The organism is Sphingobacterium daejeonense (assembly GCF_901472535.1).
GTDB classification, from domain to species: Bacteria; Bacteroidota; Bacteroidia; order Sphingobacteriales; family Sphingobacteriaceae; genus Sphingobacterium; species Sphingobacterium daejeonense.
Genome location: NZ_LR590470.1, coordinates 3601058 through 3627203 on the forward strand (window position 1 = coordinate 3601058; position 26146 = coordinate 3627203).

At 38.5% G+C, this 26146-nt stretch carries 27 protein-coding genes and 3 pseudogenes; 14 read left to right on the forward strand and 16 right to left on the reverse strand.

Features of this window, described 5'->3' with window-relative positions; translation table 11 throughout:
- The first annotated feature begins 109 nt into the window (after positions 1 to 109).
- Positions 110 to 974: pseudogene (locus tag FGL31_RS17350) on the forward strand (N-acetylglucosamine kinase).
- A 70-nt stretch (positions 975 to 1044) separates the two neighbouring features.
- Here FGL31_RS17350 and FGL31_RS17355 read toward each other — a convergent pair.
- Together FGL31_RS17355 and FGL31_RS17360 are read right to left on the reverse strand one after the other, a co-directional pair.
- Positions 1045 to 1728: a metal-dependent hydrolase gene (locus FGL31_RS17355; RefSeq protein ID WP_099371749.1), complete on the reverse strand. Its 684-nt coding sequence runs from the start codon at positions 1726 to 1728 to the stop codon at positions 1045 to 1047.
- 15 nt (positions 1729 to 1743) lie between these two features.
- Entirely contained in the window at positions 1744 to 2079 is a 336-nt protein-coding gene (locus FGL31_RS17360; protein ID WP_257214053.1) for a YbaB/EbfC family nucleoid-associated protein, read from the reverse strand.
- Between the two features lie 89 nt (positions 2080 to 2168).
- Here FGL31_RS17360 and FGL31_RS17365 point away from each other — a divergent pair, with 89 nt between their 5' ends.
- A complete protein-coding gene (locus FGL31_RS17365; RefSeq protein ID WP_138093341.1) occupies positions 2169 to 2660 on the forward strand; it encodes a hypothetical protein in 492 nt (163 codons plus the stop codon).
- A gap of 60 nt (positions 2661 to 2720) precedes the next feature.
- Here the strand turns inward: FGL31_RS17365 and FGL31_RS17370 are convergent, their stop codons facing one another.
- Entirely contained in the window at positions 2721 to 3875 is a 1155-nt protein-coding gene (locus tag FGL31_RS17370) for a DUF8457 domain-containing protein (protein ID WP_138093344.1), read from the reverse strand.
- Positions 3876 to 4082: 207 nt separating this feature from the next.
- Here FGL31_RS17370 and FGL31_RS29985 point away from each other — a divergent pair, with 207 nt between their 5' ends.
- The gene (locus FGL31_RS29985) at positions 4083 to 4415 is read left to right on the forward strand and encodes a thymidine kinase (RefSeq protein ID WP_394366154.1); all 333 of its coding nucleotides are present in this window, start codon (positions 4083 to 4085) and stop codon (positions 4413 to 4415) included.
- A 44-nt stretch (positions 4416 to 4459) separates the two neighbouring features.
- Positions 4460 to 4669 (forward strand): hypothetical protein, encoded by a 210-nt coding sequence (locus tag FGL31_RS29990; RefSeq protein WP_394366193.1) that lies wholly within the window; start codon positions 4460 to 4462, stop codon positions 4667 to 4669.
- A 551-nt stretch (positions 4670 to 5220) separates the two neighbouring features.
- Here the strand turns inward: FGL31_RS29990 and FGL31_RS17380 are convergent.
- The 3 genes from FGL31_RS17380 to FGL31_RS26350 are packed head-to-tail and all read right to left on the reverse strand — an operon-like array spanning position 5221 to position 6514.
- Positions 5221 to 5640 carry a glutathione peroxidase gene (locus tag FGL31_RS17380; RefSeq protein WP_394366155.1) on the reverse strand — a complete coding sequence of 140 codons (420 nt, stop codon included), beginning with the start codon at positions 5638 to 5640 and terminating at the stop codon, positions 5221 to 5223.
- Between the two features lie 12 nt (positions 5641 to 5652).
- Positions 5653 to 6147 (reverse strand): hypothetical protein, encoded by a 495-nt coding sequence (locus FGL31_RS26345; RefSeq protein ID WP_232046892.1) that lies wholly within the window; start codon positions 6145 to 6147, stop codon positions 5653 to 5655.
- On the reverse strand, positions 6089 to 6514 hold the full coding sequence (locus FGL31_RS26350; RefSeq protein ID WP_232046893.1) for a hypothetical protein: 426 nt from the start codon (positions 6512 to 6514) through the stop codon (positions 6089 to 6091). The genes FGL31_RS26345 and FGL31_RS26350 overlap by 59 nt, the downstream gene beginning before the upstream one ends.
- 151 nt (positions 6515 to 6665) lie before the next feature.
- On the opposite strand from FGL31_RS26350, the gene FGL31_RS17390 reads away from it, so the two are divergent.
- Positions 6666 to 9329, forward strand: a complete 2664-nt coding sequence (locus FGL31_RS17390; RefSeq protein WP_138093347.1) for a M14 family metallopeptidase — start codon at positions 6666 to 6668, stop codon at positions 9327 to 9329.
- A 146-nt stretch (positions 9330 to 9475) separates the two neighbouring features.
- On the opposite strand, the gene FGL31_RS17395 is transcribed toward FGL31_RS17390, so the two are convergent.
- A complete protein-coding gene (locus FGL31_RS17395) occupies positions 9476 to 10480 on the reverse strand; it encodes a D-alanine--D-alanine ligase (protein WP_138093350.1) in 1005 nt (334 codons plus the stop codon).
- Between the two features lie 137 nt (positions 10481 to 10617).
- Here FGL31_RS17395 and FGL31_RS17400 point away from each other — a divergent pair, with 137 nt between their 5' ends.
- The 9 genes and pseudogenes from FGL31_RS17400 to FGL31_RS17435 all read left to right on the forward strand — a co-directional run bounded on the left by FGL31_RS17400 (position 10618) and on the right by FGL31_RS17435 (position 19334).
- Positions 10618 to 11412 carry a PASTA domain-containing protein gene (locus FGL31_RS17400; protein WP_099371758.1) on the forward strand — a complete coding sequence of 265 codons (795 nt, stop codon included), beginning with the start codon at positions 10618 to 10620 and terminating at the stop codon, positions 11410 to 11412.
- A 1-nt stretch (position 11413) separates the two neighbouring features.
- Positions 11414 to 12457 (forward strand): endolytic transglycosylase MltG, encoded by a 1044-nt coding sequence (mltG, locus tag FGL31_RS17405; protein WP_138093353.1) that lies wholly within the window; start codon positions 11414 to 11416, stop codon positions 12455 to 12457.
- 1 nt (position 12458) lies between these two features.
- Positions 12459 to 12869, forward strand: a complete 411-nt coding sequence (locus tag FGL31_RS17410; RefSeq protein ID WP_099371760.1) for an acyl-CoA thioesterase — start codon at positions 12459 to 12461, stop codon at positions 12867 to 12869.
- 233 nt (positions 12870 to 13102) lie between these two features.
- Positions 13103 to 13297: a hypothetical protein gene (locus FGL31_RS29170; RefSeq protein ID WP_317131147.1), complete on the forward strand. Its 195-nt coding sequence runs from the start codon at positions 13103 to 13105 to the stop codon at positions 13295 to 13297.
- A gap of 46 nt (positions 13298 to 13343) precedes the next feature.
- Entirely contained in the window at positions 13344 to 13841 is a 498-nt protein-coding gene (locus tag FGL31_RS29175) for a YihY/virulence factor BrkB family protein (protein ID WP_317131148.1), read from the forward strand.
- Between the two features lie 77 nt (positions 13842 to 13918).
- Positions 13919 to 15646, forward strand: a complete 1728-nt coding sequence (locus FGL31_RS17420; protein WP_138093356.1) for a sensor histidine kinase — start codon at positions 13919 to 13921, stop codon at positions 15644 to 15646.
- A 126-nt stretch (positions 15647 to 15772) separates the two neighbouring features.
- A pseudogene (locus FGL31_RS17425) lies at positions 15773 to 15961 on the forward strand (response regulator); the annotation flags it as partial.
- Between the two features lie 222 nt (positions 15962 to 16183).
- Positions 16184 to 18122 (forward strand): annotated as a pseudogene (rpsA, locus tag FGL31_RS17430) (30S ribosomal protein S1).
- A gap of 378 nt (positions 18123 to 18500) precedes the next feature.
- Positions 18501 to 19334 carry a sulfurtransferase gene (locus tag FGL31_RS17435; protein WP_138093362.1) on the forward strand — a complete coding sequence of 278 codons (834 nt, stop codon included), beginning with the start codon at positions 18501 to 18503 and terminating at the stop codon, positions 19332 to 19334.
- 60 nt (positions 19335 to 19394) lie between these two features.
- Here the strand turns inward: FGL31_RS17435 and FGL31_RS17440 are convergent, their stop codons facing one another.
- From FGL31_RS17440 to FGL31_RS28255, 9 genes are read right to left on the reverse strand one after another with little or no spacing between them, the layout of a single operon-like run.
- On the reverse strand, positions 19395 to 20285 hold the full coding sequence (locus FGL31_RS17440; protein ID WP_317131055.1) for a pirin family protein: 891 nt from the start codon (positions 20283 to 20285) through the stop codon (positions 19395 to 19397).
- Positions 20286 to 20325: 40 nt separating this feature from the next.
- Positions 20326 to 21351 (reverse strand): formimidoylglutamase, encoded by a 1026-nt coding sequence (gene hutG, locus FGL31_RS17445; RefSeq protein WP_138093365.1) that lies wholly within the window; start codon positions 21349 to 21351, stop codon positions 20326 to 20328.
- The gene (locus tag FGL31_RS26355; RefSeq protein WP_232046894.1) at positions 21320 to 21544 is read right to left on the reverse strand and encodes a urocanase-related protein; all 225 of its coding nucleotides are present in this window, start codon (positions 21542 to 21544) and stop codon (positions 21320 to 21322) included. The genes hutG and FGL31_RS26355 overlap by 32 nt, the downstream gene beginning before the upstream one ends.
- Before the next feature lies 1 nt (position 21545).
- The gene (locus FGL31_RS26360; RefSeq protein WP_232046895.1) at positions 21546 to 21752 is read right to left on the reverse strand and encodes a urocanase-related protein; all 207 of its coding nucleotides are present in this window, start codon (positions 21750 to 21752) and stop codon (positions 21546 to 21548) included.
- A complete protein-coding gene (locus tag FGL31_RS17450) occupies positions 21703 to 23331 on the reverse strand; it encodes a urocanase-related protein (protein WP_232046896.1) in 1629 nt (542 codons plus the stop codon). Before FGL31_RS17450 ends, FGL31_RS26360 begins: the two co-directional genes overlap by 50 nt.
- 2 nt (positions 23332 to 23333) lie before the next feature.
- Positions 23334 to 23978, reverse strand: coding sequence for an amidohydrolase family protein (locus FGL31_RS26365; protein ID WP_232046897.1), 645 nt, complete (start codon positions 23976 to 23978; stop codon positions 23334 to 23336).
- Positions 23951 to 24586 (reverse strand): amidohydrolase family protein, encoded by a 636-nt coding sequence (locus FGL31_RS26370; protein WP_232046898.1) that lies wholly within the window; start codon positions 24584 to 24586, stop codon positions 23951 to 23953. Before FGL31_RS26370 ends, FGL31_RS26365 begins: the two co-directional genes overlap by 28 nt.
- A gap of 2 nt (positions 24587 to 24588) precedes the next feature.
- Positions 24589 to 25359, reverse strand: a complete 771-nt coding sequence (locus FGL31_RS28250; protein WP_262709155.1) for an aromatic amino acid lyase — start codon at positions 25357 to 25359, stop codon at positions 24589 to 24591.
- A 38-nt stretch (positions 25360 to 25397) separates the two neighbouring features.
- Positions 25398 to 26069, reverse strand: coding sequence for an aromatic amino acid ammonia-lyase (locus FGL31_RS28255; RefSeq protein WP_262709156.1), 672 nt, complete (start codon positions 26067 to 26069; stop codon positions 25398 to 25400).
- Positions 26070 to 26146: the final 77 nt, after the last annotated feature.

The following is a 26146-nucleotide window of genomic DNA, read 5'->3' on the forward strand; positions in this document are numbered from 1 at the left end:
AATAAAAATTCTTATTTTTATTAATAAATACCGTATTTTGGGATTTGAACTACAACAATACCATTGTAAAACGAAAAAACAAGTTACTTTAAAACTAAATTTATAAATAATGATAATAATTGCAGATGGAGGGTCTACAAAAACAAACTGGTGTTTGTTAGATGATAACAACAAGAAGATTTACTTCAACACCGAGGGTTACAACCCCTATTTTGTAGATAGCGAATACATTATTGCATCCCTTAAAAAAGGACTACCTCAAGATATTCCATTTGATAAAATCAGCGAGGTAAATTATTATGGTGCTGGTGTACATAACGAAGAAAAGGCAAAGATTGTTGAAGATGCTATCCAGGCAGTTTTCCCAAATTCTAAAGTTGAAGTAGGTCATGACTTACTTGCAGCTGCACGCGCATTATTAGGTACAAATCCAGGTTTCGCAGCAATCCTAGGTACAGGTACAAATACTTGTATCTATGATGGAAAAGATATCACGCATAACATCGATTCTGCTGCTTATATTTTAGGCGATGAAGGTTCTGGTAGCTTTATCGGTAAAAAATTATTGGTAGACTTTATCAGAGGTTTGATGCCAAAAGATGTTGCTGAAGTATTCTTCAACACCTATAAACTTACCCCAGACGAAATCATGGACAATGTTTATACTAAACCTTTGGCTAACCGCTTCTGCGCTAGTTTCAGCAAATTCGTTTACGACAATAACGTAAATATTGAATATACTCGCAAAATTGTTGACGATGCATTCGAAGCATTCTTCCAATAACTTGGTGAGCAAATACCCAGATTATCAGTCTTACACTTTCAACTGCATCGGTTCTGTAGGTTACAACTTCAGAAACGTATTGGAAGAAAAAGCTGCTCAATATGGAATGAAAGTTGGTAAAATCCTTCGCTCTCCTATTGACGATCTAGTATTATTCCACATCAACAGATCTAAAAGTGTAGCTAACTAATAACAACACTTTACTGAAAATAAAAAGCCACATTTTAATCAATGTGGCTTCTTTATTTTATAATGTTTTTTTAAATGTCGATACTCTCACCGATCTTTGGCAATGCTAGATAAACATCAGCTTCATTGAATTTTTTCATAGCCTCCTCATGGTTGATTTTGATCGGAGGAAATGAATCATAATGAATTCCCATAACATTTTTGCAGTTCACAAACTCTGCAGCAATGATCGCATCGTCAACATCCATGGTATAGTGACCACCAATTGGCAGTAGTGCCCAATCAATGTTGTGGCGTTCCAACAGCTTCATTTCCATGGTCAAGGCCGTATCTCCAGCAAAATAGACCGTTTTCCCTTTCAAAAAGAAAACATATCCAACTGGGAAGCCAGCATATTCACCATCAACAGTGCTATTACTGTGGGCAGCAAATACCATCTTTACCTTACCGAAAGGCAAATCTAATGTACCACCCAAGTTATATTCAATTACTTTGTCGTCTGGCACACCCTGTTTCCTGACCCAAGCAGCAGTTTCCACTATCGTCGCAACTGTAGCCCCACTCTGTTGCTGAATGCTGTACATATCAGCGACATGATCTTGGTGAGCATGGCTCAAAAAGATATAATCAGGTTTTATATCTGCAACTTTGATGTCCTTTGCCAAAGGGTTATAACTGATGAAAGGATCCAACAATACCTTGGTCCCATCAATATCAAACTCCACACATGACTGTCCGTAGTAAGTAACTTTCATATCAATATTTATTTTTTATTTTCCAAATAAGTTCCCTAGCCCACCTAGGCCTCCCAAAAGGTCTTGTGACGCTGCTTGCATCTCTGTTTGGCTAATATTCTCTGCCTGAACCAATGCTTTATTCAATGCAACGACTAACAATTCCTCAATCTCCTCTTTGTCAGCATCCTTGAAAAATTCCGGATCTATCTGAATCTCTTTTATTTCCTTATTGGCTGTAGACACTACACGTACCTTACCGCCCTCAGCTTCACCTGAAACTGAGATATGGTCTAATCTCGATTTAATTTCCTGAGCTTTCTGTTGTGCTTCAAATAACTTATCAAACATAATATTCTTCTTAAATTTCAGTCTCCAAATTACGAATTATTTACGAATCTCGACAATCGCTTGGCTCTTTTGACCAGCTTGATTACCTTTGCAGGATAATTTTCAAAATAATGAATCAACTGAAACACTATACTGCTATTGCAAATGAATTACAACAATCCGAACCTGAAAAATTCGAATTATTGGAAGAAGAAATCAATATCATCATCCACAAATTGAAATTCATCCAGATAGAGAACAGACCAATGGTTGAAATTGTTGACATGTCGCAACCAAATGCCGACCCTTCTTATTTGGAAGAAATCAGCGAAATTGCCGGAGCACAGAACAACCCTTTGGTAAAAGAAGCTGAGAACACCGAAATACTGATCTTTATCAACGATTCTCCATCTTTCTTTGGGACATTGCCAGAATTGCTAAATGGCCAGTACAGCGACTATAAAGCCGTTAGCAGCAACAACGTTTTTGTGGTCCAAAAACCTGAATTTGCTAAACATAAAGAAGACTTCCTGCTGGACACTGAAATCCTTGCCGAAATCATACAGTCAAAATACTTTGTTTATGGCCATGAAGGAACTCATTGGATCAAATTTGATCTGTAAAAGAATTAAAAAACAAAGGCCGCTTCAATGAAACGGCCTTTGTTTTTTATATAATCTATTTTAGATATATTTCTTTCTTAAAATTGCATACAATTTGTCCACTGTTTGTGGTTTGGAAGCCCAATTGTTCTTTAAGGCATAGTTCGATTGCAAGAACGCATCTGCTTCTCCAAAATTATCGAATCTGTTCAACAGCTCGATAGCTTCTGAATAAGCCAAACTATAACCATTGAATAGGTCTTTAATGAACAACAATTTATCATTTAAGCTTACCGCGATTTTAAGGTCGCCAATTCGCTCTCCAGAACGGTCTTGTGGCTGAGAAGTATTAAATTGATTGGCATTGGTCATTCCAGCTTTCTTTTGTTGCTGGATAAGCTCATTTAATGTCAATGGACGACTAGGCTTCACCTCTGCTTGTTTTGCAAGATCATTCAAGGTCACTTCTTTTTCAGGCTCGGGTTCAACAACGATTTCTTTCTTTTCGATGACCACCTCATTGACAACCGGCTCAGGCTGAACTTCCTCTACTTTTACTTCCTCAGCATTAGATTTCTCTTGTTCTGCTTCATATTTAGAAGTTACCGAGGTGTATCCTGATGATTCGGTGTGAACTGGATTAGAAGAAATATTGAAATCTTTGAAATCATTGACTTCTTCTACTTTTTTATCTTCTTCAGGTTCTGCCTCCTCTTTTTCTACTTCTCTCTCTTCAGCTTCTTCAGGCTCTTCTACCAACTCTTCTTTTTCTTCTTTTCTTACCTCTTCGTCCTGTCTGTCTGATTCTTCATATGGAGAAGTCTCTGGTTGATCCTCGTCGTATTCTTCAATAAAAGGCTTTTCGATTTCTTGAGCTTTCTCAGGCTGCTTAGTCTCTTCAGTTATTTTAGTTTCTTCAACTTCTTGGATTTCTTCCTCAACAGGTTGCTCATCAGCTTCTTGATCATCATGTTCAACCGGAGGAGTAAATGTTTCTTCTGATTCTTTGTTTTTCTGGTCCTCTTGATTGGAGTTTAATAAATTGGTCGTTACAGAGGATTGCATCGTTGCCAAAGCGTCCAAATGTGCAGCAAGGTATTTGGCTTGAGCAGATAGCAATAGGATATCTGCTTTTCTATCACCTAATTTATCTTTTTCCAAGCCTGCATATTGTTCGTTGATTTCCAACAATAGATCCCCAATTTTCCCTAAGATATTCTGATCTGAATAAGCCATGTTATGTGTGTATAGATTGAAAATTTTATTTTTATCAATTGTAAAATAAAAAAATAAACGGACTGATTGACACCCTGTTTATCTTTTTATCGATTCTCTTTAAACCAAAAATAAGATTAAATTTCGATATTCGTAACCTATATTAGTCAAGAATTTTATAATATATAAAACTTCCAAAACAGGGATTTAGTATAAATATTTACCACCATGATGTTGTTTTCTGAACATAATTTTCCGAACAGACGCGGACCAATCGGCAGTATCGAAGTTATCTGTGGATCCATGTTTTCGGGAAAGACTGAAGAACTTATCCGCAGATTGAGACGTGCTCAATTCGCGAAACTTCCCGTGGAAATATTTAAACCTGAGATCGACATCCGATATGGAGTGAATGAAGTAGTTTCCCATGACAGCAATTCCATTCCTTCAACCCCAGTTTCTCATTCATCTGCTATTTTGTTGTTAAGTTCTGCCACCCAAGTTGTTGGGATCGATGAGGCACAGTTCTTCGACGAGGAATTGCCCCAATGTGTGTGTTGAATTGGCCAAACCGTGGCATCCGTGTCATCGTCGCAGGACTGGACATGGATTACCTTGGTAAACCTTTTGGTCCGATACCAAATCTTATGGCCATTGCTGAAGACGTTACAAAGGTCCACGCAGTATGCGTTCAATGCGGAGCCCCAGCAAATTATTCCTACAGATTACAACAAAATGAATCAAGGGTCCTTCTTGGCGAGAAAGAAAGCTATGAACCCAGATGCAGAGCATGCTATTACGGCATAGAACTGTAGGTTAAAATCTTGCCTTTTATTTCAACATAAATTTAAGTAAGGCATTGCCTTGCATTTACACTTTTATGTGTGGCCGATCATGCCTTGCATTACCATTTTATTTCAAATCCATCTCACTCTAGTCTCTTTTTTGCCTTTTGACTGATGTCTTTTTGCAATTCATCTCATTCTCACATCTCACATCTCATATCTCATATCTCATATCTAACTTTCGTTCTACTCTCATTCGTCTCTTGTTCGGACTTTGTTCGGACCTCGTTCGGACCTTCTTCGGAAAACATCCGAACAAGGTCCGAACGAGGTCCGAATGAAAGAGGACGGAGAGTGGAACAAGTCCCCTATCAGGTACCCAACAGAAAGTATCAGGAAAATGAAAAATGGACAATGGAATCGGGTAATATGGACAAAAAAAATAGGCACTTCATAGTGCCTATTCCATTATATTTTAACCTATTGATTATAGAATCTGTTTTGTGATTTGTTCATCAAGTGGAGTCACTTTAGAGCGGTAGCGGTGTACCAATTTTCCGTCTTTGTTGATCAGGAATTTCTCAAAGTTCCAGTTGATGTCTCCTTTTGAAGTCTGGGTTTTCAGCTTCTGTTAGATATTTGAACAATGGAGTTTGACCATCTCCTTTTACATCTACTTTCTCTGAAAGGATGAAATTCACACCGAAATTCTTTTCACAGAATTCAGCAATTTCTTTATTATCGCCGTATTCTTGGTTTCCGAAATTATCGGAAGGAAAGCCAATGACAACCAATTTGTCGCCATACTGCTCATGAAGTTCCTGCAGCTCTTTGTACTGCTCAGTAAATCCACACTTGGAAGCGGTGTTTACCAATAGCAACTGTTTCCCTTTGAAATCAGCTAAATTTATTTTCTTTCCGTCTATCGAGGTGAAAGAATAGTCATATACGGTAGGTTGCTGAAAAAGCATGGTATACAACATAATCATGGTCATTATCATAGTTTAAAATTTTTAAAGTTCAACATTCAGTTCTCTATCAACCACATAATGGAATAATTGTTCGATAGGACTGCTCAATATTTTGCCAACCCTTACCCCGTGCAAAGAACATACCTCTCTCAAATGAATATCAAAATAATAGGCGATTCGTCCTACAAAATGACATTCATATTCCCAAAAATTGGGATAGGTCATGATATTGGTCCTTACAAATTCATCAAAACCATTTCTCAGCATGTTGTCGATATATGGATGTTGCCTATTATTTGCCATAAATTCGGCAAATGAAGCCAAATAAGCATTTGGCCTGTCCTTTTGATAGACATTTTTGATAATGATATCTTTTGTAATCGGGTGGGATTCTTTGAAGATCCTGGCTAGATCTCTAGGCATTGTTTCGTACAGATATGCTGTAATCAACTGTTTACCAAACCATGCACCTGAACCTTCATCTCCAAGCACGTACCCATTGCCATGAAGACTGGGAGATAATTTTTTCACCATCATAAAAACTAATGTCCGAGCCTGTACCCAAATTTGAGATTAATCCTTTTCCTTGACCGAAGGTTGCAAAGGCAGAGCCTAATAAATCGCTCTCCACGGAAATAAAGGAAGTTGGGAAAATCTGGGTAAGGGCATTCGAAACTAACTCTCTTCGATCAGGTGTAGAACAACCTGCACCGAAAAAATATACTTCATGAACTTCTTTGATGTATGGAATAATCTCTGGAACATCTGTCAGAATAGCCGCTATTTCTTTCTCGCTAACAAAAAAAGGATTTAAGCCTTTGGTACTAAAACGTAATGGTTTGCTATCTGGAAGATGAAGCATCCAATCTGATCTTGATGATCCGCTATCTGCTACTAAAATCATATGGTAATAATGTCATCAAATCAAATATACAAAATCCAAGAGAATTTAGCACTGTAATATTGTTGTGAACAATTGATTAATTAGGTCTCTTCTGGCCGTAATTAAGCGGGGTTTTATATCTTTATGCAAGAAATTATTACCTAATAGAAATATGAAAAACTCATTTAACCTAATCAGGTTACTATTAATTTCATTGGCCTTAGTACAATTCGGATTTGCACAACAAATCACGAGCCCCAAAGAACATTTTGGGTTCAACATAGGCGATGATTACCAATTGGCATCCTTCACTCAAACCGAAGATTATTTCAAAAAATTAGACCAACAATCAGATCGTTTGAAATATACGGTCATTGGAAAAACGGAGGAAGGCAGAGACCAATGTATGTTGATCGTAAGTTCCCCTGAGAATCTTCAGAATCTTGAGGAGTATAAAAAGATTTCTACCAGCCTGGCAAGAGCAGAAATGACCGAGGAAGAAGCTAAGAGCCTTTCGCAAAAAGGAAAGAGTATCGTTTGGATCGATGGGGGATTGCACTCGACAGAGGTAGTTGGTATGCACCAATTAATTCAGATTGCTTATTTATTGGCCTCATCAAATGATGCTGAAACAAAGAAGATCTTGGATAACACCATTGTTCTGTTGGTTCATGCAAATCCAGATGGACAAGAATTGGTAACCAATTGGTATATGAGGGAAAAAACTCCGGAGAAGCGCTCGAGCAACTTTGTTCCGGTGCTGTATCAAAAATATGCCGGCCACGATAATAACAGGGATTTCTTTATGTTGAACCTGAAGGAAACTCAGAACATGGCAAGACAATTATTTGTAGAATGGGTTCCTCAAATCATGTACAATCATCACCAAACAGCACCAGCAGGGGCTGTTGTGGCAGGCGCGCCATATAGAGATCCTTTCAATTACGTATTTGACCCCTTATTGATGTCAGGGATTGATGCGTTGGGTGCAGCAATGGCAAACAGATTGAACGTAGAAAATAAACCCGGTTATACTGCCAAAGATGGTTCAGTGTTTTCAACGTGGTATAATGGAGGGCTGAGAACTACAACCTATTTCCATAATATCATGGGATTATTGACTGAAATGATTGGTAACCCTACCCCATTTGAGATTCCATTGGTTCCAAATCGATTGATCCCTAACAATGACACGCAAAATCCTGTACTTCCGCAAGTATGGCATTTTCAGCAGTCTATTGATTATTCTACATCATTGAATTATGCTATCCTGAACTATGCTAGCCGATATAAAGATGAAGTATTGTACAACATCTACAAAATGGGCAGAAATTCAATTGAGCGTGGTTCTAAGGATTTTTGGGCTTTGTCGCCTAGCCGCGTTGCTGTTATTGACACCGCATTGCAACAGGCAAAAAGAAAAGATCCTAAAATTGAATCCAACCGAGCAGAGGAAAGAAAATTATTGGGAAGCTTATTCAATGACAAAGATCTACGCGATCCACGTGGTTATATAATTCCTTCCGACCAGCCAGATTTTGTTAAAGCAACAGATTTCATCAATGCCTTGATCCAAAACGGAATTGAGATAAAACAGGCTTCCAATGACTTTACTGTAAATGGCAAAAAATATGCTAAGGATTCTTATATCATAAAAACAGATCAAGCCTTCAGACCACACATCTTGGATATGTTTGAGGCTCAGGATCACCCTGATGATTTCCAATATCCAGGAGGTCCTCCTATTCCACCTTACGATGCTGCAGGTTGGACATTAGCTTATTTAATGGACGTCAAGTTTGACCGTGTCCTTGATGATTTCAATGGTCCATTCCAAAATCTGGAGATCGGTAAGATGATTCAATTACCTGAAGTTGCAAAATCAAAGGGTAAATTTCTGAAATTGCCTGCAACCATTAACGAATCTTTCCGTATCAGTAATGATCTATTGAAACAAGGAAAGAATGTTTGGCGAGATGAAAGCAATGGTGATATCTATGTCGAGAATAAAGCTGATGTGAAATTGAATTTTGCAACAGCTACCAGCAATAACTTGCCTAAGAAAAGCAAAAAACTGAAACCAATGCGTATTGCCCTTTGGGATACTTATGGAGGAAGTATGCCATCAGGGTGGTTGAGATTTTTGTTGGAACAATACCATTATAACTTTGATGTAGTCTATGCTCCAGATATCGACAAAGGCAACCTGAATGCCAAATATGATATTATTATTTTCCCGGGCAATTCGATTCCTCGTTTTGGTTCCAGCCAAAGTGCTGGTGGTTATTACAGCAGGATGCCAGCTGAAGCTCCGGAAAACATCCCTTCTCCTTACAAAGAAAGATGGGGAAGAACATCAGTAGAAAAAACGATTCCTGTCCTTAAATCTTTCCTTGAAAATGGCGGCAAGGTGCTAACGATTGGAAGCAGTTCAGATCTTGCGGAGCACCTAGAGATTGGTATTGAAAACCACCTTGTGGATGCAAATAAAATCGAATTAAAAAGAACAGACTTCTATACTCCTGGATCAGTCCTTACAGCTAAAGTCGGTAAAGACAGCCATAGCACTTGGGGATATGAAGATGAAATCGATGTTTATTACAGCAATGATAACCTATACAAAATTACAAACCCTGAGATTAAGCCTATATTATGGTTTGATTCAGAAAAGGTTCTGAAAAGTGGTTGGTCTTGGGGACAAAAATACCTGAAAGATGGTGTGCTTGCCTTTGAAGCACCTGTAGGAAAAGGAACCTTGGTTTCATTCGGAAATGACATCAATTTTAGAGCCCAAACACATGGGACATTTAAGCTGCTGTTTAATCAATTGATGTGAGGGTAGTAATTAGTATTTAGCATTTAGGCGAAATTAAAAGGCTCAAAATTTTTGGATGGTTAAAACCACCTAAAATTTTGAGCCTTTTAATTTATGAAGAGTCTATTAAAGTATTATTATACTAAAATATGTTCTATAAACTTTATTTAGGATATTAGAGCTGCTTCGATCAGTTCACCGTAGAATTCTGTTGCTGTTCTTCCGGATGCTTTGACTTGTTGAGGGATAAAGCTCTGTGGTGTTTGTCCTGGGATTGTGTTGATTTCGATAAAATAGAATTTATCAGTTTCATTTTGAAGGAAAAAATCTACCCGTACCATTCCTTTACAATTCAAGCGGATATAAATTTCCTTAATGATTTCGTCGGCTCTATTTTTTTGGTCAGCATTTATTTCTGCAGGAGTAATTTCTTGAGTTAACCCAGGCGTATATTTTGCTTCAAAGTCGAAAAATTCACGGGTGGTGATAACCTCTGTTGCTGGCAATACCTGCAATTCACCTTTGGAGTCCCTATAGATGCCTTGGGAGAATTCTCTACCTTTTACAAATTCCTCTACAAGCACCTGCTTTCCTGTTCCTTCTGCGTCATAGGCATCGTCCAATGCTTTGGGCAGTTCTTCCCAAGTATTTACTTTATTCATACCGATACTACTTCCACCAGCATTAGGCTTTACAAATAAGGGCAATGAGAGTTTGTTTTTCACAACTTCGGAAGCTTTTGGCCTATCAATGTCAAATAAAAGCACCGACTGTGCTACATTTAATTGATCAATATCCTGGATAATAGCTTTGGTATAACCTTTATTCATCGTTAATGAAGAAGTAAGGGCTCCGCAGGATGTATATGGCAATCCAATCATATCAAAATATCCTTGCAGCCTTCCATCTTCTCCTGGAGTTCCATGAAGAATGATAAATGCCACATCGAAATGTATCTTTTCATTATTGATGTTCAATGAAAAGTCTTGACGGTCAATTTCATGTTTTTGATTGTCCTGATCAATATACCCCCAGCTTTGTGGAGTAATATCGATAAGGAAAACATCATATTTTTCTTTATCAATTTGCGAGTACACAAATGCCGAACTTTTATAAGAAATTTCAGCCTCTCCGGTGTATCCTCCAGTAATTAATGCTACTTTAGTTTTCATATGTAATAATCGAGAAACAAATATAATTTGAGATACGAGGAAAAACGAATATTTTTGCGTTTAATTAAGTCCAATGATGCGAAATAAAAAAATTGGAATTAATATTGTTAATAAGATTTACAAAAACACAACATTAGATGTCTAAGTTCTTTTTATACTTGAGGACGAGTGCTTTCAGAAAAAACTTGATAAGTGGGCTCATTTTCATTGTCATTCTTTTTATTTTAGTTTATTTCGGGTTAAAGATTTACACCAAGCATGGTGATTCTCAAGAAGTTCCATTACTGAAGGGATTAAACATCAGTGAAGCATTGAACATTTTGGACAAAGCTGGTCTAGAGGTTGAAATTGATTCGATTTACCAGATGGATGCTAAGCCTGGTTTGGTTATCGATCAAGATCCAGATCCAAAGGCCCATGTTAAAGGTGGTCGTACCATCTATTTGACGATTATTACGCAGTCCGCTCCGGAAATTGCATTTCCTGAAATCATAGACAAGACATTTATTGAAGCATCAGCAATTTTAAAGAACCATTCTTTAAAAATCGCTGATACCGTTTATAAAAATGATATTGCCAGAGATGTGGTATTGGATGTAAAATTTGCTGGTCAACCTATCAGACAGGGCCGAATGGTTCCTAAAGGTTCAAAGATCAGCTTGATTTTGGGTAATGGTCGTGGCGATGATGAAGTAGAAATACCGGTATTGATCGGTTTGAACTTGACTGAGGCTAAATTTGCACTGGCAGGAAAAGGCTTGGCCTTGGGTTCTGTATCCTTTGCAGACAACTCTAATGACACATTGGGCTCCGTTGTTGTCAAACAAAACCCTGACACCAGCGCGAAAATTATTTCGATAGGGAATGCAATTCACGTAACATTGGGCAAACCAGTGACTGCGGAACCCGTAACAACCCCACAAATCCCATAACATGACACAGAACACGAAGAAAAGAAGAGGATTAGGAGTGGTTCTAATCATAATCCTTCTTGTAGCCTTGGTTGCAGGATGGATAGGTTACCAAGCTTTTATGGGACCGAGCATCGCGACAGATGAGGAATATTTTTACGTTAAGACAGATGAACCTTATGAAAGCGTAATTTCAAGGATAGAATCTGAAGGCATTGTAAAGAACCCAACATACTTTAATTACGTAGCAACAGCTATGGACCTAGAATCCACAGGTATTAAAGCTGGTCGCTATAAAATTGAGCAAAGATCTGAGCAACCGCAGATTTATCGGAACTTGCGTGCTGGATATCAAGATGCGGTGAAATTCAGGTTTCAGAATATCCGTCTGAGACAAGATTTTGCAGGTCTGTTAGGCAGAGACTTTGAAGCTGACTCATTGGCTTTCTTGAATCTACTGAATGATGAAAAATTAGCTGAGAAATATGGCTTCAACAAGGAGAATTTCTTCAGTATGTTCATTCCAAATACCTATGAAATTTACTGGAACACCAAACCAGAGGAGATAATCGATCGCTTTTCAAAGGAATATGAGAAATTTTGGACTGCCGAGAGAAAAGCAAAGGCTGACTCTTTGGGAATGACCACACAAGAAGTAAGCACCTTGGCTTCTATCGTGAAGGGCGAGGCATTGCACCAAGACGAAATGCCAAAGATCGCTGGACTATATTTGAACAGATTGAAAAAAGGGATGCTTCTACAGGCTGACCCTACTGTAATCTTTGCAAACAATGATTTTACGATCCGTCGTGTATTGAACAGACACTTGACCATTGACAATCCTTATAATACCTATCGTTACAAAGGATTGCCTCCGGGTCCTATCATGATGCCTAGTATTGCATCTATTGATGCGGTGTTGAACTATGAGCATCATCCATATATTTACATGTGTGCCAAGGATGATTTCTCAGGATATCATTTGTACGCGCAGACTGTTGCAGAACATTTGGTGAATGCCAGAAAATTCCAAAGAGCATTAGACGCAAGAAATATTAAGAAATAATATGTTTCTATATCAGCATCAAGTGAGGGTCCGTTATGCCGAAACCGACAATATGGGCTATGTTTACTATGGCAATTATGCTACCTACTATGAAGTAGCCCGTACGGAGATGCTTCGCAGCACCGGAATTTCATATAAAGAGCTTGAGGACATGGGTGTTATGCTCCCGGTGATTGAATTGACCTGCAAATTCAACAAAGCTGCAAAGTATGATGATTTAGTGACGATAAATACTTATATTCGGGAAAAGCCTGGGATAAGGATTAAATTTGAATATGAGCTGTTTAATGAGGCTGGTGAGTTGCTGAATACGGGATCTACCCAATTGGTATTTGTTGATATAGAAAAAAACAGACCCTGCAAACCTCCACAGATTTTCATTGACAAAATGGCTCCATTTTTTGGAGAATAAATGAAAAAAATTCACCAACAATTACTGTACGTCAAACCCTACGACAGATTTATCGAATGGACCAAGTCAGCGACATTGCCTGGTTTTGGAAAACTCCCGCTGTATACCGTCATGGTGTTTTTCTTTCAGGAAATCGCTCGTGAATCGATCCTTAACAAAGCCTCTTCCCTAGCCTACAACTTTATGTTGGCTGTATTCCCGGGATTATATTTTTATTTACCCTCATCCCCTATATTCCGGTCGATAATTTTCAAGAACAATTGATGGAGCTAATCCAACTAGCCCTTCCCAATAACGCTTACGAAATCCTGGAAGCTACATTAGAAGATATTATTAAAAGACAGAATGGCGGATTATTGTCAGCCGGTTTCGTATTATGTACTTTCTTTGCGACCAATGGTATGACTACCCTGATGATGAGTTTTTAACAAAGCATCCCTTTCTAAGGAGTCGAGAACTTGGTTCCAAAGAAGAATCGTCGCTCTAGCTCTTTCCCTTGCTATTGTTTTGGCCCTAGCCGTTGGAATTGCATTATATGCTGGTTCAAACTACTTGATCAACTACTTGAAGACCCATATCGATTATGATCTTAATTGGTTTTGGGCATTCTTGATCAAAGTAGCACAATGGAGCATCTTGTTTAGTATTTATTTTTTTACTGTAAGCTTAATCTACAAGTTTGGTCCCAGTTCCACTAAAAAATGGAAACTTTTTACTCCGGGAGCTACATTGGCCACTTTGCTAGCGTTGCTGTCTTTTTCTTTTTTCACCTTTTACATCAACAATTTTGGAGCTTACAACAAACTTTATGGCTCAATCGGAACTTTGATTGTAGTCATGATCTGGATGTACATAAATGCCCTTATTCTTATCATAGGCTTCGAATTAAATGCTAGTATAGCACTTTCAAAGCAGAGTATAAAAATTGTAAAGCCACGTATATATAATTCTTTTAAGCCAAACAAAATTTAATTTTTGATTATTTTATTATAATTGTACTCTTAATTGAGTTGTTAACGCATCTCAAGTATTAACTGAAAAATTACGGGATGGAAAACAAAGAGTTACAAAAGAGAAGTATTCGGAATAAAAATGTTCGAAATATACTATTGAGTTCTATAATAGTATTATTCATAACTTTTGTGATTTTTTTTATTTTCTCATATATCCAATATAAGAGCATCCAGAATAAAATTCAGAATATTTACACCTCGGTAAATAGCGACCAGAACAATTTTACGGAACTACTGAACATCTTCAGTGATGCTGAGGATCATTTCCGTAAATTCTCCATTACCTATAATATGCGAGACTACAACCTGTACAGGACCAAGCTCGTTAAGTTAAAAACATCAGTTGATTCATTGATTCAGATCCGAACCAAAGAATCCAAGGTACAGGGAGACAGTTCGTATAAAGGGAGGGGTCTAGAGGATTTGATGCCAAAGTATACGCTGTTGAACAACAAGTTGGATTCCATGCTTGTAGCATCTGAAACCTTAAAAAGTTTTAGGATGGAATCAACGGATGAAACGATTTTTGATTTGCCTCAAGCTAAGGTTCCCTCACCTATCGTTGTTCAAGAGCCAAAAACAGTAGTAGTCAAAAAGAAATCTCTTATCAAACGGATTTTTCAGAAAGGTGATGACACCATCACTGTTGAACCTGATAATCCAGGCCATACAGAGCAAGTGGTCGCTCAAAACAATAATCTCAAGAATATTATCCGAGAAAAAAATTCGCAGACCAAAAATAAAATGGATGAGTTAAAAAGAACTTTAACTGAAATCCGAAAAAGCGAACGTTCTCTATTGGCAGATAATTTCACTTTGTTGCACAGTGCCAATCAATTGATAAGAATTATCCATGAAGATAGGATTCAGATCCAAAGGGACAAAACAGACCATGAACTGAGCATCCTAATCGGCAAAACCGATACATTCAAATGGCAGATTATTATATCGCTAACCTTTGTATTTATCGTCATCTGTATATTGGTGTATTATCAGTTTTTCACCAGCTATTATGAACGAAAACTGTTGGATGAAAAAATCTACGCTTCTAAATTAGCAGAGCAGAAAACTGATATCCTGGCTGAGATCACCCACGAAATCAGAACGCCTATTAACTCCTTAATTGGAATTGTGGATCTATTGAAGAGCCGTAAGGATTTATATCAAGCTAAGGATGTACAACTGCTGGAATCAGCATACACAAATATTACCGCTACATCGAAGACAATCAATGATATCTTAAATCTGAGTAAGATCGATCAGCATGACAACATTGAAGCTATTCACTTTGATTATGCGGATTTATTGATTGAGGTTGTAGAGACACATCGAAACCATGCTGAAATGAAAGGTATAGAATTGGAATATACATTGGACAAGGATCAACCCACCATTATTTTTTCAGATGAATTCAAGGTTCGCCAGATTATGAGCAACCTGGTGAGCAATGCCATTAAATATTCCAATGCGGGCAAGGTTGTAGCTACAGCCTTTGTGGATGACCAAAGCAATTTGATCTTTAAGGTTTCGGACCAAGGGCAAGGAATTCCGGAGGCTCTAAAAAAGAATATTTTCAAGAAATATTACACGGTTAATAAATCTAACAAAGTAGAAGGTGGCGTCGGTTTGGGCTTATACATTACCAAAAACATCGTAAATACATTAAAAGGGAAAATAAACTTTAAGACCAATGCAGGTCAAGGAACTACTTTTAAGGTTGAGATTCCAATTCCTAAGCCAAAATTCAGAAGAAAAACACCTTGAACATCCAAAAGATCAGTGATTTTTCCAAAGATTTGAGATGGTTGATTGTGGACGACAATGCCTTGAATTTATTGTATTTAAAACAGTTCTTTTCGTTACACACCCATGTAAAAGACCGCAACCAATGGTAAAGAGGCCTTAGATGTAATTAGCAGATTTCCAATAGATGTTGTTGTTACAGATATCAATATGCCGGTTATGACAGGCGATGAGCTTTTGGCGACTGTTCGAGAGAATCCATTATACGATTCGGTAAAGATTATTGCTACATCATCTGATAATGAGCAGGTTAAGAAGTTAGAGAAAGGAGCGTAAGGTTAATTTCGATGGCATCTTGATCAAACCTTTCAACGAGCGTAAGTTAACGGAGATCATTGTAAAAACGATCTATCCTATCTTTGAGGACAGCGATGAGCTGAGCCAGGAATCTTAATAATTTCAATCTTTTTAAACTTTTTTACATCTAAACTATTGTAAATAAAAGTTTTTCGTATCTTTGCAATCCCTACATTGTAGGGAAAAGGAGATTATTAATTAATGGCAAAAAAACAAGAAGCAGAAAAAGAGTTAGCGGCAAAAAATGCAGAGCTACAAGGTGCTGACACAAAAGTTGTGAAGGACACTGAAAAGATTGAGTCTGAGGCAGATTCAAATTTAATCGATGAGATTAAATCAAACACTTGGAGTACTCCTTCTGGGGACTTCGACTGGGATCTTGATGAAAAAGCTTTTGGTAACTACAGTGATTCAGAACGTACTAAATTAGAAGAGCAGTACGCTGGAACATTCAACCAAATCAATCAAGGTGAGATTATTGAGGGATCAGTTGTATCTATCAATAACAAAGATGTTGTTTTAAACATCGGTTTCAAATCAGACGGTCTAGTAGCATTATCTGAGTTCCGTGACTTACCTGACTTAAAAATCGGTGATACGGTTGACGTATTTGTAGAATCGCAAGAGGATGCAAACGGTCAATTAGTATTATCACGCAAACGTGCGAAAACTCAAAAATCTTGGGAAGAGATCAACGAGGCTTTGGAAAATGACAAAGTTATCGATGGTTTCGTTAAATCACGTACAAAAGGTGGTTTAATTGTAGACATCAAAGGTGTTGAGGCTTTCTTACCAGGATCTCAAATTGATATCAAAACCTATCCGTGACTATGATGTATACGTAGGTAAAACTATGGAATTCAAAGTTGTGAAAATCAACCACGAATTCAAAAACGTAGTAGTTTCTCACAAAGTATTGATCGAGGACGATTTAGAAAACCAAAAATCAGAAATCGTTGCGAAATTGGAAAAAGGACAAGTATTGGAAGGTACTGTTAAAAATATCACTGACTTCGGTGTGTTCATCGACTTGGGTGGTGTTGACGGATTACTTCACATTACAGACATCTCTTGGGGGCCGTATCGAGCATCCAAAAGAGGTATTGTCATTAGACCAAACTATCAACGTTGTGGTTCTTGACTTTGATGATGAGAAAAAACGTATCGCATTAGGCTTGAAACAACTTTCTGAGCACCCTTGGGAATCTTTAGACAAGAACTTAGAAATCGGTTCTAAAGTTAAAGGTAAGATCGTTACTGTAGCTGACTACGGTGCATTCTTAGAAATCATCCCTGGTGTTGAAGGATTGATCCACGTTTCAGAAATGTCTTGGTCTCAAAACTTACGTTCTCCACAAGAGTTCTTGAAAGTAGGTGACGAAATCGAAGCTGAGATCTTAACATTAGATCGTGAAGAGCGCAAAATGAGCTTAGGTATCAAACAATTGACTCCTGACCCTTGGCAAAACATCACTGAACGTTACCCAGTTGGTTCAAAACAATCAGCAGTTGTTAAGAACATGACTAACTTCGGTGTATTCGTTGAGTTAGAAGACGGAATCGACGGTTTAATTCACATCTCTGACCTTTCATGGTCTAAGAAAGTTAACCACCCTAACGAATTCACTAAAGTAGGTGAAAGATTAGACGTTGTGGTATTAGAATTAGACGAAGAAAACCGCAAGCTTTCATTAGGTCACAAACAATTAGAGGAAAACCCTTGGGATACTTTCGAAACTATCTTCACTGAAGGTTCAGTTCACGAAGGTACAGTAATCAAAGTTGGTGACAAAGGAGATATCGTTGCTTTACAATATGGTGTTGAAGGATTCTGTCCTAACAAGCACTCTGTAAAAGAAGACGGTTCTGCATTGAAAGTTGACGAAGTTGCTGAATTCAAAAATCATCGAGTTCAACAAAGAAAACAAACGTCTAGTTATTTCTCACTCTCGTATTTGGGAAGATGCTAAAGCTGAAGCTCGTATCGAAGAGTTCAACGCTCGTAAAAAAGAAGCTAAAGCTGCTAACTCAGCAGTGAAAAAAAGTTAAAGATTCAGTTGAGAAATCAACTCTAGGTGATCTTGACGTATTAGCTCAATTGAAAGAGCAAATGGAAGACGACGAGAAAAAATCTAAATAATTAGGTTTTTAAATAAAAAAACGAAGCCCCGATTGAAAAGTCGGGGCTTTGTTTTTTTTTAGACATAAGACATAAGACAAAAAGACATAAGAAATGGCAGGGCGCAAAATCATTTCTTTAGCAGACATGCCACAGAAAGGGAGTTAATTTACCGTAGTTGGTGCCTCACCATTCATGCCATGGCGGGTGTCCCCTCTATTCATGCCGTGGCGGGTGTCACCTCCATTCATGCCGTGGCGGGTGTCCCCACCCGACACTATTTTTTACGACAAAGGTCTATTAATCATAAGTCTAATGTCTAATGTCTATAAGTCTTATGTCTCTTGTCTAATGTCTATTTTATTGCTAATTTAATGTTTTATTCCAATCCTATAGAACATGAGAACTTCAGCTCTAATCAGCACCGATCAAGCACTCAAATTAATTAATGAGGATAATGCCATTGTATTGGATGCAACGATTGACAAGGTCAACGAGAAAATGGACAACAGTAAACTGTCGTTAATTCCCAACAGTCAGTTTTTTGACATTGAAGGTGTTTTTTCGGATCATAAGAGTGGTTTCCCTCATACGATGGTCAGTCCGGAGCAGTTTTCAAAAGAAGCAAAGAAACTGGGAATTAACCAGGATTCTACGGTTATAGTGTATGACCGTTGGGGTGTTTATTCAAGTCCGAGGGCATGGTGGATGTTTCGGTACATGGGATTGGAAAAAGTCTATGTACTTAACGGAGGAGAACCAGCGTGGAAAGCTGCTGGATTGCCTATTGTAGATGATTATAGTACTCCTGAAGCACAAGGTAACTTTAAGGCGAAACCCAACTATGAATGGTTTATATCCAAAGAGGAATTGGTTGAAAGATTGGGAGATGATGATTTCACGATCACGGATGCTCGTTCATCAGGTCGATTTCATGGCTCTGCGCCAGAACCGCGCGAAGGTTTAAGGTCTGGACATATTCCGGGATCCAAGAACTTGCCCTTTGACCAGGTTTTGGACGGCATTAATTACCAAGATGAAATGGAACTCCAAAGGTTATATGAGGGAAAAATAGATAGCAGTAAGCAGAATATCTTTACCTGCGGATCGGGTATCTCAGCTGCTATTATTGCACTGGGAGCCTATGAATTGGGCAATGATTACGTGACCATTTATGATGGCTCATGGAGCGAATGGGGCGCAGATCCGGAAGTTCCTGTAGAAAAAGACTGATGACCCACCAGTATAAAAATAAAAGCCGCCCTATCTGTTGAAGGAGCGGCTTTTGTATTTTTATCTCTTGATGTTATTTTGATTGACTTGGAAGTGGTACATAACCATCATCTCCAGGTACTTTTGGAAATTCATGGTTGATCCATTTTTCTTTGGCTGCATCGATCGTTTCCCTGCTGCTCGCAACAAAATTCCATGATATAAATCTTCCTCCGGAAAAGGTTCGCCACCAAATATATAAACTGTGGTGCCAGCTTTCATTTCGAAGGTACAAAGATGGGCATCCAATGTAATTAATATTTGTTTGGGACCATAAGTAAATCCATTGCTCTCAATCTCCCCTTCCAGGATATAAAGCCCACTCTCGCCATAAAGCTCTCCTTTGATATCGATCAATGCATCTTTTTCTGCCTTCACCTCTATCATATACAATTTACTATAAACGGGTACTGGAGATTTTTTGCTAAAAGCTTCACCTGCGATCAACTTATACTTTACTCCATCCTCCTCCCATTCTGGGATTTGATCAGCTTCGGTATGATGAAATTCAGGTTCCATAAATTCCAGGTCTTTTGGCAATGCCACCCAGATCTGTAATCCGTGTAAATATTTATCCTTTACCCTTAAATATTCTGGTGTTCTTTCAGAATGCACCACACCTTTGCCTGCAGTCATCCAGTTGACAGCTCCAGGTTTTATTTCCATTGCTGTACCCAAGCTGTCCCTATGAAAGATGGACCCATCAAATAAATATGTAAGGGTTGACAATCCAATATGTGGGTGAGGGCCAACATCTAAATTCTCATGGTCTGCAAGACATGCAGGACCCATATGGTCAATAAATACGAATGGTCCGATAGATCTTTTCTGGCGGAATGGAAGTAACCTTCCGACCATAAAATTCCCGATGTTTGCGGCAGTTTCTTCTCTGATGAAATCAATATTCGACATAAACTCCTTAATTAGTGTTCTATTTCTTTAAAGTTACGAATTAAAGAGGCTTATTAACGAGCTTAAAAATCAAATCGCACGCTAATTTTGTCGTTCTATTGTCAATATCGAATATGGGATTTAGTTCTGCAAAATCAATGCTGTCAAAATTTGGCAGCGAAATTATCGTCTGATAAATAGTCTGAAAAGTTGCATCCGGTATGACGCCATTGAAGGCTGGAGCACTAACTCCAGGTGCAAATGCTGAAGCAAAGAAATCCATATCTACGGTAACATAAATATGGTCCACCTTTTTAGAAAATTCAAGGATCTGGGTTTTGATATTTTGGAGATTCTCAGCACTGATCTGATCAGCTTTAATGATTTCAACCCCTCTTTCTTGTGCAAAATCAAACAATGCTTTTGTATTGCTAATATCTTGAATACCGATGGCAAGATATTTCACGCTGTTTCCTTCCTTGATCCCTTCTTCGATTATCTGGTAGAATCCAGTGCCTGAATTTCCTTGATTATCTATGGTGGTTCGGATATCTAAATGGGCGTCCAAATTGATAACTCCGATTTTCTTGGACATACTGTATCTCTTGAGTCCATTGAAGTGAGCGTAAGTAACTTCATGTCCACCACCCAGCACAATAGGAAAAGCACCTATTTCAAGAATTTGAGCCACTCTTTTAGAAAGTTCATTCTGGGCGCTTTCCATATCGTCTGAAATGCATATTACATCACCTGAATCGACTATTTTTCTGGAATTAGGGAGATGATTAGGGAGGTTTGCCAAGACTTTCCTTAATGCCTCTGGCGCATCCTTCGCACCTACTCTACCTTGGTTTCTTTTCACTCCTTCATCACAACAGAAACCCAAGAGCACATATTGAGAATTTAGATCTGGCAAATGATCGTCTAGATTTATAAATTCAATAATCTGATGCCACCGCTTTAATTCCGGGGTATCTCCATCATTGCGTCCTATCCAATTTTGTGGCTCCCCAGGTTTATAAAAAACATTTCCAAGTGATTCCATAATTTCCTCCTTAAAATAGGTTGTCGATAATACTGTCTTCAACCAATTCTGGTTTTGTAATTTTCAGGGTTGAAGTTCTTTCCAGTTCAGTTTCAATCGCACTGAGAGCCTCCTTGTTTCTAGCCCATGCTCTTCTGGCAATACCATTGTTGACATCAAAGAACAGCATTTGCTTTAATTTGGTGTCACTTTCCATAGAACCATCCAATAACATACCAAAACCGCCATTGATCACTTCACCCCAAACCTACGCCACCTCCATTATGGATAGAAACCCAGGTTGCACCGCGGAAGCTATCCCCGATTACGTTGTGTATAGCCATATCAGCAGTAAATTTACTGCCGTCATAAATATTACTTGTCTCGCGGTAAGGAGAATCTGTACCGCTTACATCATGGTGATCTCTTCCTAGGACAACAGGAAGCAGAAAGTCGTCCGTCATTTACTGCATTGTTAAATGCTTCTGCGATTTTCATTCTACCCAGTGCATCAGCATATAAAATACGAGCTTGTGACCCAACGACCAATTTATTCTGTTCCGCTTCCTGTATCCATTTTATATTGTCTTCCATTTGCTGGAAAATTTCTTGAGAAGCATTTTTTTGAAGGTCTCTCAGGACTTCCAATGCCAAGCGATCTGTTGTTCTGAGGTCTTCAGCTTTTCCAGAGGTACAAACCCATCTAAATGGACCAAACCCATAGTCAAAACACATAGGCCCCAGAATATCTTGTACATATGATGGATATTTGAAATTAATTCCATCGGATGCCATGATATCTGCACCTGCACGGCTTGCTTCCAATAAAAAAGCATTTCCATAATCAAAAAAGTAAGTCCCACGCTCCACATGTTTGTTGATAGCGTCAGCATGTCTAATCAGTGTCCTTTGGACTTCTTTTTTGAACTGCTCAGGATTATTGGCTATTAAATTATTTGATTCTTCAAAAGATAAATCAACAGGATAGTAACCTCCCGACCATGGATTGTGAAGAGAGGTCTGATCAGACCCTACAGTAACCGTTATATTTTGTCTGTAGAATTGTTCCCAGACATCCACGATATTACCAATATAAGCGATACAAACTGTTTCTTTTTTCTCAATTGCAGTTTTCACAGCAGTTATTAGGTTTTCTATATCCTCAACCAATATATCCACCCAACCTTGCTCGTGTCTTTTTCTGGCAGCTGCGGGATTCACCTCTGCGCATACGGTGATACATCCTGCAATATTTCCAGCTTTCGGTTGAGCTCCGCTCATACCTCCCAATCCTGAAGTTACAAAGACTTTCCCTTTGATATCTTCACCTTCTTTGAGGTGTTTTCGGAATGCATTCATCACTGTGATTGTGGTGCCATGAACGATTCCTTGAGGTCCGATATACATGTACGATCCAGCGGTCATCTGTCCATATTGTGTTACTCCTAATGCATTGTACTTCTCCCAATCATCAGGTTTAGAATAATTGGGTATCATCATACCATTGGTAACTACTACCCTAGGAGCATTTTCGGATGAAGGGAATAATCCCATCGGATGTCCTGAATACATGTGTAGTGTTTGGCTATCGGTCATTTTTGACAAGTAGCTCATAGTAACCAAGTACTGAGCCCAGTTTTGAAAAACAGCACCATTACCACCATAGGTGATTAATTCATGCGGGTGTTGTGCTACAGCTGGATCTAAATTGTTCTGGATCATCAACATAATTGCAGCTGCTTGTTGACTCTTTGCAGGGTATGAATTGATCGGTCTTGCAAACATTTTATAGGAAGGCCTAAACCTATACATATAAATTCGTCCATAAGTCCTTAACTCATCCAAAAAATCCGCAGCGAGTTCTTCGTGCCATTCCTTGGGGAAATACCTTAATGCATTTCGAACAGCTAATTTCTCTTCATCTTTTGTCAAAATTGCCTTGCGTTTTGGAGCATGGCTTACCGTATGATCTAAATCAACTTTCTTAGGTAGTTCCTTTGGGATACCCTGAACGATTGATGCTTTAAATTCTTTTTCAGTCATTTTTAATTTTCATTTACAAAAACCTCAATACCATTTTTCCAAACAGCCTTTGGCTGTAAACCACCTTGGAGGTAGGTTATATTTTGATAATTATCAGTTTGATAAATAACAAAATCTGCTAGTTTACCTTCCATTAATCGACCTCTATCATCCAGGTTCAATGCTTTAGCAGCTCTGAAAGTGATAGCTGCAAAAAGTTCTGCATTGCTTAATTTCTGCATGGTTGCCAAAATACTGGCACTTTCGATCAATTTTCCCATAGGTGCTGACCCAGGGTTCCAGTCAGTAGCGATTGCCAAGCTTGCTCCGGCATCCAATAATCTTCTTGCCGGTGTAAATTCACATCCTATTCCAAGGGATGCTGCTGGTAATGCTACAGGGATAACCTCAGAGCCTGCCAAAAGAGTAATTTCATCTTCGGTCGAAGCTTCCAGGTGATCCGCTGAAACTGCTGCAAGTTGAACAGCAAGTTTAGAACCTGAAGTACTAAACTGATCAGCATGAACGGTCAGGTCGAAGCCCATTTCTTTGGCTTTTTTATAATATGGTAATATTTGCTCTGCCGAAAAGGCACTCTTCTCTACAAAAGCATCTATTCTGTTTGTAAGTTTTTCTTCTTTTAAGATTGGAAATAATTTTTCTCCCATTTCATACAAATAATCTTCGGGAGTTCCCTTGTGGTCTTTGGGTGCATATGTGCAGCCAAACATGTAGGTATTAAATCCACATAAGTGGATTTATTAGCTTCTTTAATTGCTCCTAAAGTCTTTAGCTCCTCTTCTACTTTCAATCCATAACCGCTTTTTACCTCTACGGTTGTAATACCTTGCCTAAGGAGGGCATCTGCTCTTTTTAGGGTTAGTTCTTTGAGTTCTTCTTGACTACAAGCACGTGTATGCTGGACTGTGCTCCAGATTCCACCTCCTGCTTCCGCAATCTCAAGGTATGAGCTACCTGCATTTCGCATGGCAAAATCATTTGCTCGGCTTCCACCGAAAGCAATATGGGTATGACAGTCAATAAATCCCGGCATAGCCACGAAATCTCCGTTCAGTTCGATTATTTCAACATCATTGCCCAAGGCTTCCCTTAATCCCTGAAAATCCCCCACAACAGATATTTTGCCATCCTGGATAAAAATACCGGCATTGGCAATGATTTCTAGGTCGCTATCTTTCAAAGCACCTTTCAAAGGCAGGTGCTGCATGGTGAGCAGCTGTTTGAATGGTCCAATGAGTTTTCCTGTTTCCTTCATGATTAATAGTTTTCAAAATGTTCAACACCTTCACCAAGGTATGGCAATGCATTCTTTGCTGCAGCCTCTTTGGCAACTTGAATCAATTCTCCAGATTTAATAAGTGCCAAAGCATTGTCCAAAATATCCTGCATTGGCTGATCCTCTTCAATATGTGGGATTTTTGTGCGTATGTGTTGGTGAATCGCCTCAATAACAGGCGTAGATTGCATTGGATTATGGAAATCTTTGGCTTGAGCAGCACACAGCAACTCAATACTTAGGATCTTATCAATATTATCCAACACCTGCAATAATTTTCTGCCGGAAATTGACCCCATACTTACATGATCTTCCTGTCCCAATGAGGTCGGAATACTATCTGCACTTGCAGGGAAACATAATCCTTTGTTTTCGCTCGCGATTGCAGCAGTACTATATTGTAGAATCATAAACCCAGAGTTTAGTCCAGTTGCTTTCATTAACAATTTAGGAACGCCATTGGTTTCTCCTTCAAGGGATAAGTAAACCCTGCGATCAGAGATATTCCCTAATTCTGAAACGGCCAATGTTGCATAATCCAATGGCAATGCAATAGGCTGACCATGGAAAGAACCTCCACTGATTGTCAATTCACTATTGATGATAATCGGGTTATCAGTAACTGAGTTTATTTCTGTTTCTATGATATCTCTGAAATGTAACCAAGCATTCCTTGAGGCACCGTGAACCTGTGGAATACAACGAAGGGAATATGGATCTTGTACACGAGAACAGTTTTTATGGGATTCCAAGATTTCAGAACCCTTTAGTAGATTGTAAACTGTAGAGGCTACAAAAGTATTCCTTTATAAGGTCTCAATTGATGTAGCTCACTAAAAAACGGTTTAATAGAACCATTCAATCCTTCGATCATTAAGGTTGCGATCAAGTCGGCGTTATTCATTAATCTGTTCATTTCCACGACTGCCTTAACACCATGAGCTGCCATAAATTGGGTACCATTGATCAGAGCTAATCCTTCCTTTGCTCCCAAATGAATCGGTTCTAAATTATGATCACTTAATACTTGAGCGGTATCTACAGCCTTTCCATCTTTCCAAACTTTTCCTAATCCAATCAGAGGCAAAAATAGATGGGACAATGGCGCTAAATCCCCTGATGCTCCAACAGAACCTTGCTTCGGAACTACAGGTACAATATCATTTTGTATATGCCAAATAATACGTTCTACCGTGCTCAATTGTACACCAGAGAAACCCTTTGCCAAAGCATGGACTTTTAGGATCATCATCAATTTGCTGAGTTCCTTGTCAATAGGCTCACCCATTCCAACAGCATGGCTCTTCAAAATATTCTCTTGTAGTTTTTTGGTATCCTGAGGACTGATCAAGGTGGTGCATAATGGACCAAAACCAGTATTTATTCCATAAACAACTTTTTCCAGCGTCCACAATTTCTTGAACATACTGTGCACTTTGGTTGATTTTTGCTGTTGTTTCATCAGTAAGAATACCTTGACATTCAGACTTTGCTATAGATATGAGCAATAGAACTGCTCAAATAATCTTCTCCGTATTT

Coding starts and splice junctions, on each gene's coding strand:
- FGL31_RS17450 (WP_232046896.1), bottom strand. CDS start 23,331: ATGACTGAAAAAGAATTTAAAGCATCAATCGTTCAGGGTATCCCAAAG.
- FGL31_RS28255 (WP_262709156.1), bottom strand. CDS start 26,069: ATGAAACAACAGCAAAAATCAACCAAAGTGCACAGTATGTTCAAGAAA.
- mltG (WP_138093353.1), top strand. CDS start 11,414: ATGACACAGAACACGAAGAAAAGAAGAGGATTAGGAGTGGTTCTAATC.
- FGL31_RS17435 (WP_138093362.1), top strand. CDS start 18,501: ATGAGAACTTCAGCTCTAATCAGCACCGATCAAGCACTCAAATTAATT.
- FGL31_RS17380 (WP_394366155.1), bottom strand. CDS start 5,640: ATGATAATGACCATGATTATGTTGTATACCATGCTTTTTCAGCAACCT.
- FGL31_RS17410 (WP_099371760.1), top strand. CDS start 12,459: ATGTTTCTATATCAGCATCAAGTGAGGGTCCGTTATGCCGAAACCGAC.
- FGL31_RS17355 (WP_099371749.1), bottom strand. CDS start 1,728: ATGAAAGTTACTTACTACGGACAGTCATGTGTGGAGTTTGATATTGAT.
- FGL31_RS17365 (WP_138093341.1), top strand. CDS start 2,169: ATGAATCAACTGAAACACTATACTGCTATTGCAAATGAATTACAACAA.
- FGL31_RS17390 (WP_138093347.1), top strand. CDS start 6,666: ATGAAAAACTCATTTAACCTAATCAGGTTACTATTAATTTCATTGGCC.
- FGL31_RS26350 (WP_232046893.1), bottom strand. CDS start 6,514: ATGATTTTAGTAGCAGATAGCGGATCATCAAGATCAGATTGGATGCTT.
- FGL31_RS26345 (WP_232046892.1), bottom strand. CDS start 6,147: ATGATGGTGAAAAAATTATCTCCCAGTCTTCATGGCAATGGGTACGTG.
- FGL31_RS17440 (WP_317131055.1), bottom strand. CDS start 20,285: ATGTCGAATATTGATTTCATCAGAGAAGAAACTGCCGCAAACATCGGG.
- FGL31_RS26370 (WP_232046898.1), bottom strand. CDS start 24,586: ATGAAGGAAACAGGAAAACTCATTGGACCATTCAAACAGCTGCTCACC.
- FGL31_RS17420 (WP_138093356.1), top strand. CDS start 13,919: ATGGAAAACAAAGAGTTACAAAAGAGAAGTATTCGGAATAAAAATGTT.
- FGL31_RS17395 (WP_138093350.1), bottom strand. CDS start 10,480: ATGAAAACTAAAGTAGCATTAATTACTGGAGGATACACCGGAGAGGCT.
- FGL31_RS26360 (WP_232046895.1), bottom strand. CDS start 21,752: ATGACGGACGACTTTCTGCTTCCTGTTGTCCTAGGAAGAGATCACCAT.
- FGL31_RS29990 (WP_394366193.1), top strand. CDS start 4,460: ATGGATTACCTTGGTAAACCTTTTGGTCCGATACCAAATCTTATGGCC.
- FGL31_RS26365 (WP_232046897.1), bottom strand. CDS start 23,978: ATGGGAGAAAAATTATTTCCAATCTTAAAAGAAGAAAAACTTACAAAC.
- FGL31_RS17370 (WP_138093344.1), bottom strand. CDS start 3,875: ATGGCTTATTCAGATCAGAATATCTTAGGGAAAATTGGGGATCTATTG.
- FGL31_RS29985 (WP_394366154.1), top strand. CDS start 4,083: ATGATGTTGTTTTCTGAACATAATTTTCCGAACAGACGCGGACCAATC.
- FGL31_RS17400 (WP_099371758.1), top strand. CDS start 10,618: ATGTCTAAGTTCTTTTTATACTTGAGGACGAGTGCTTTCAGAAAAAAC.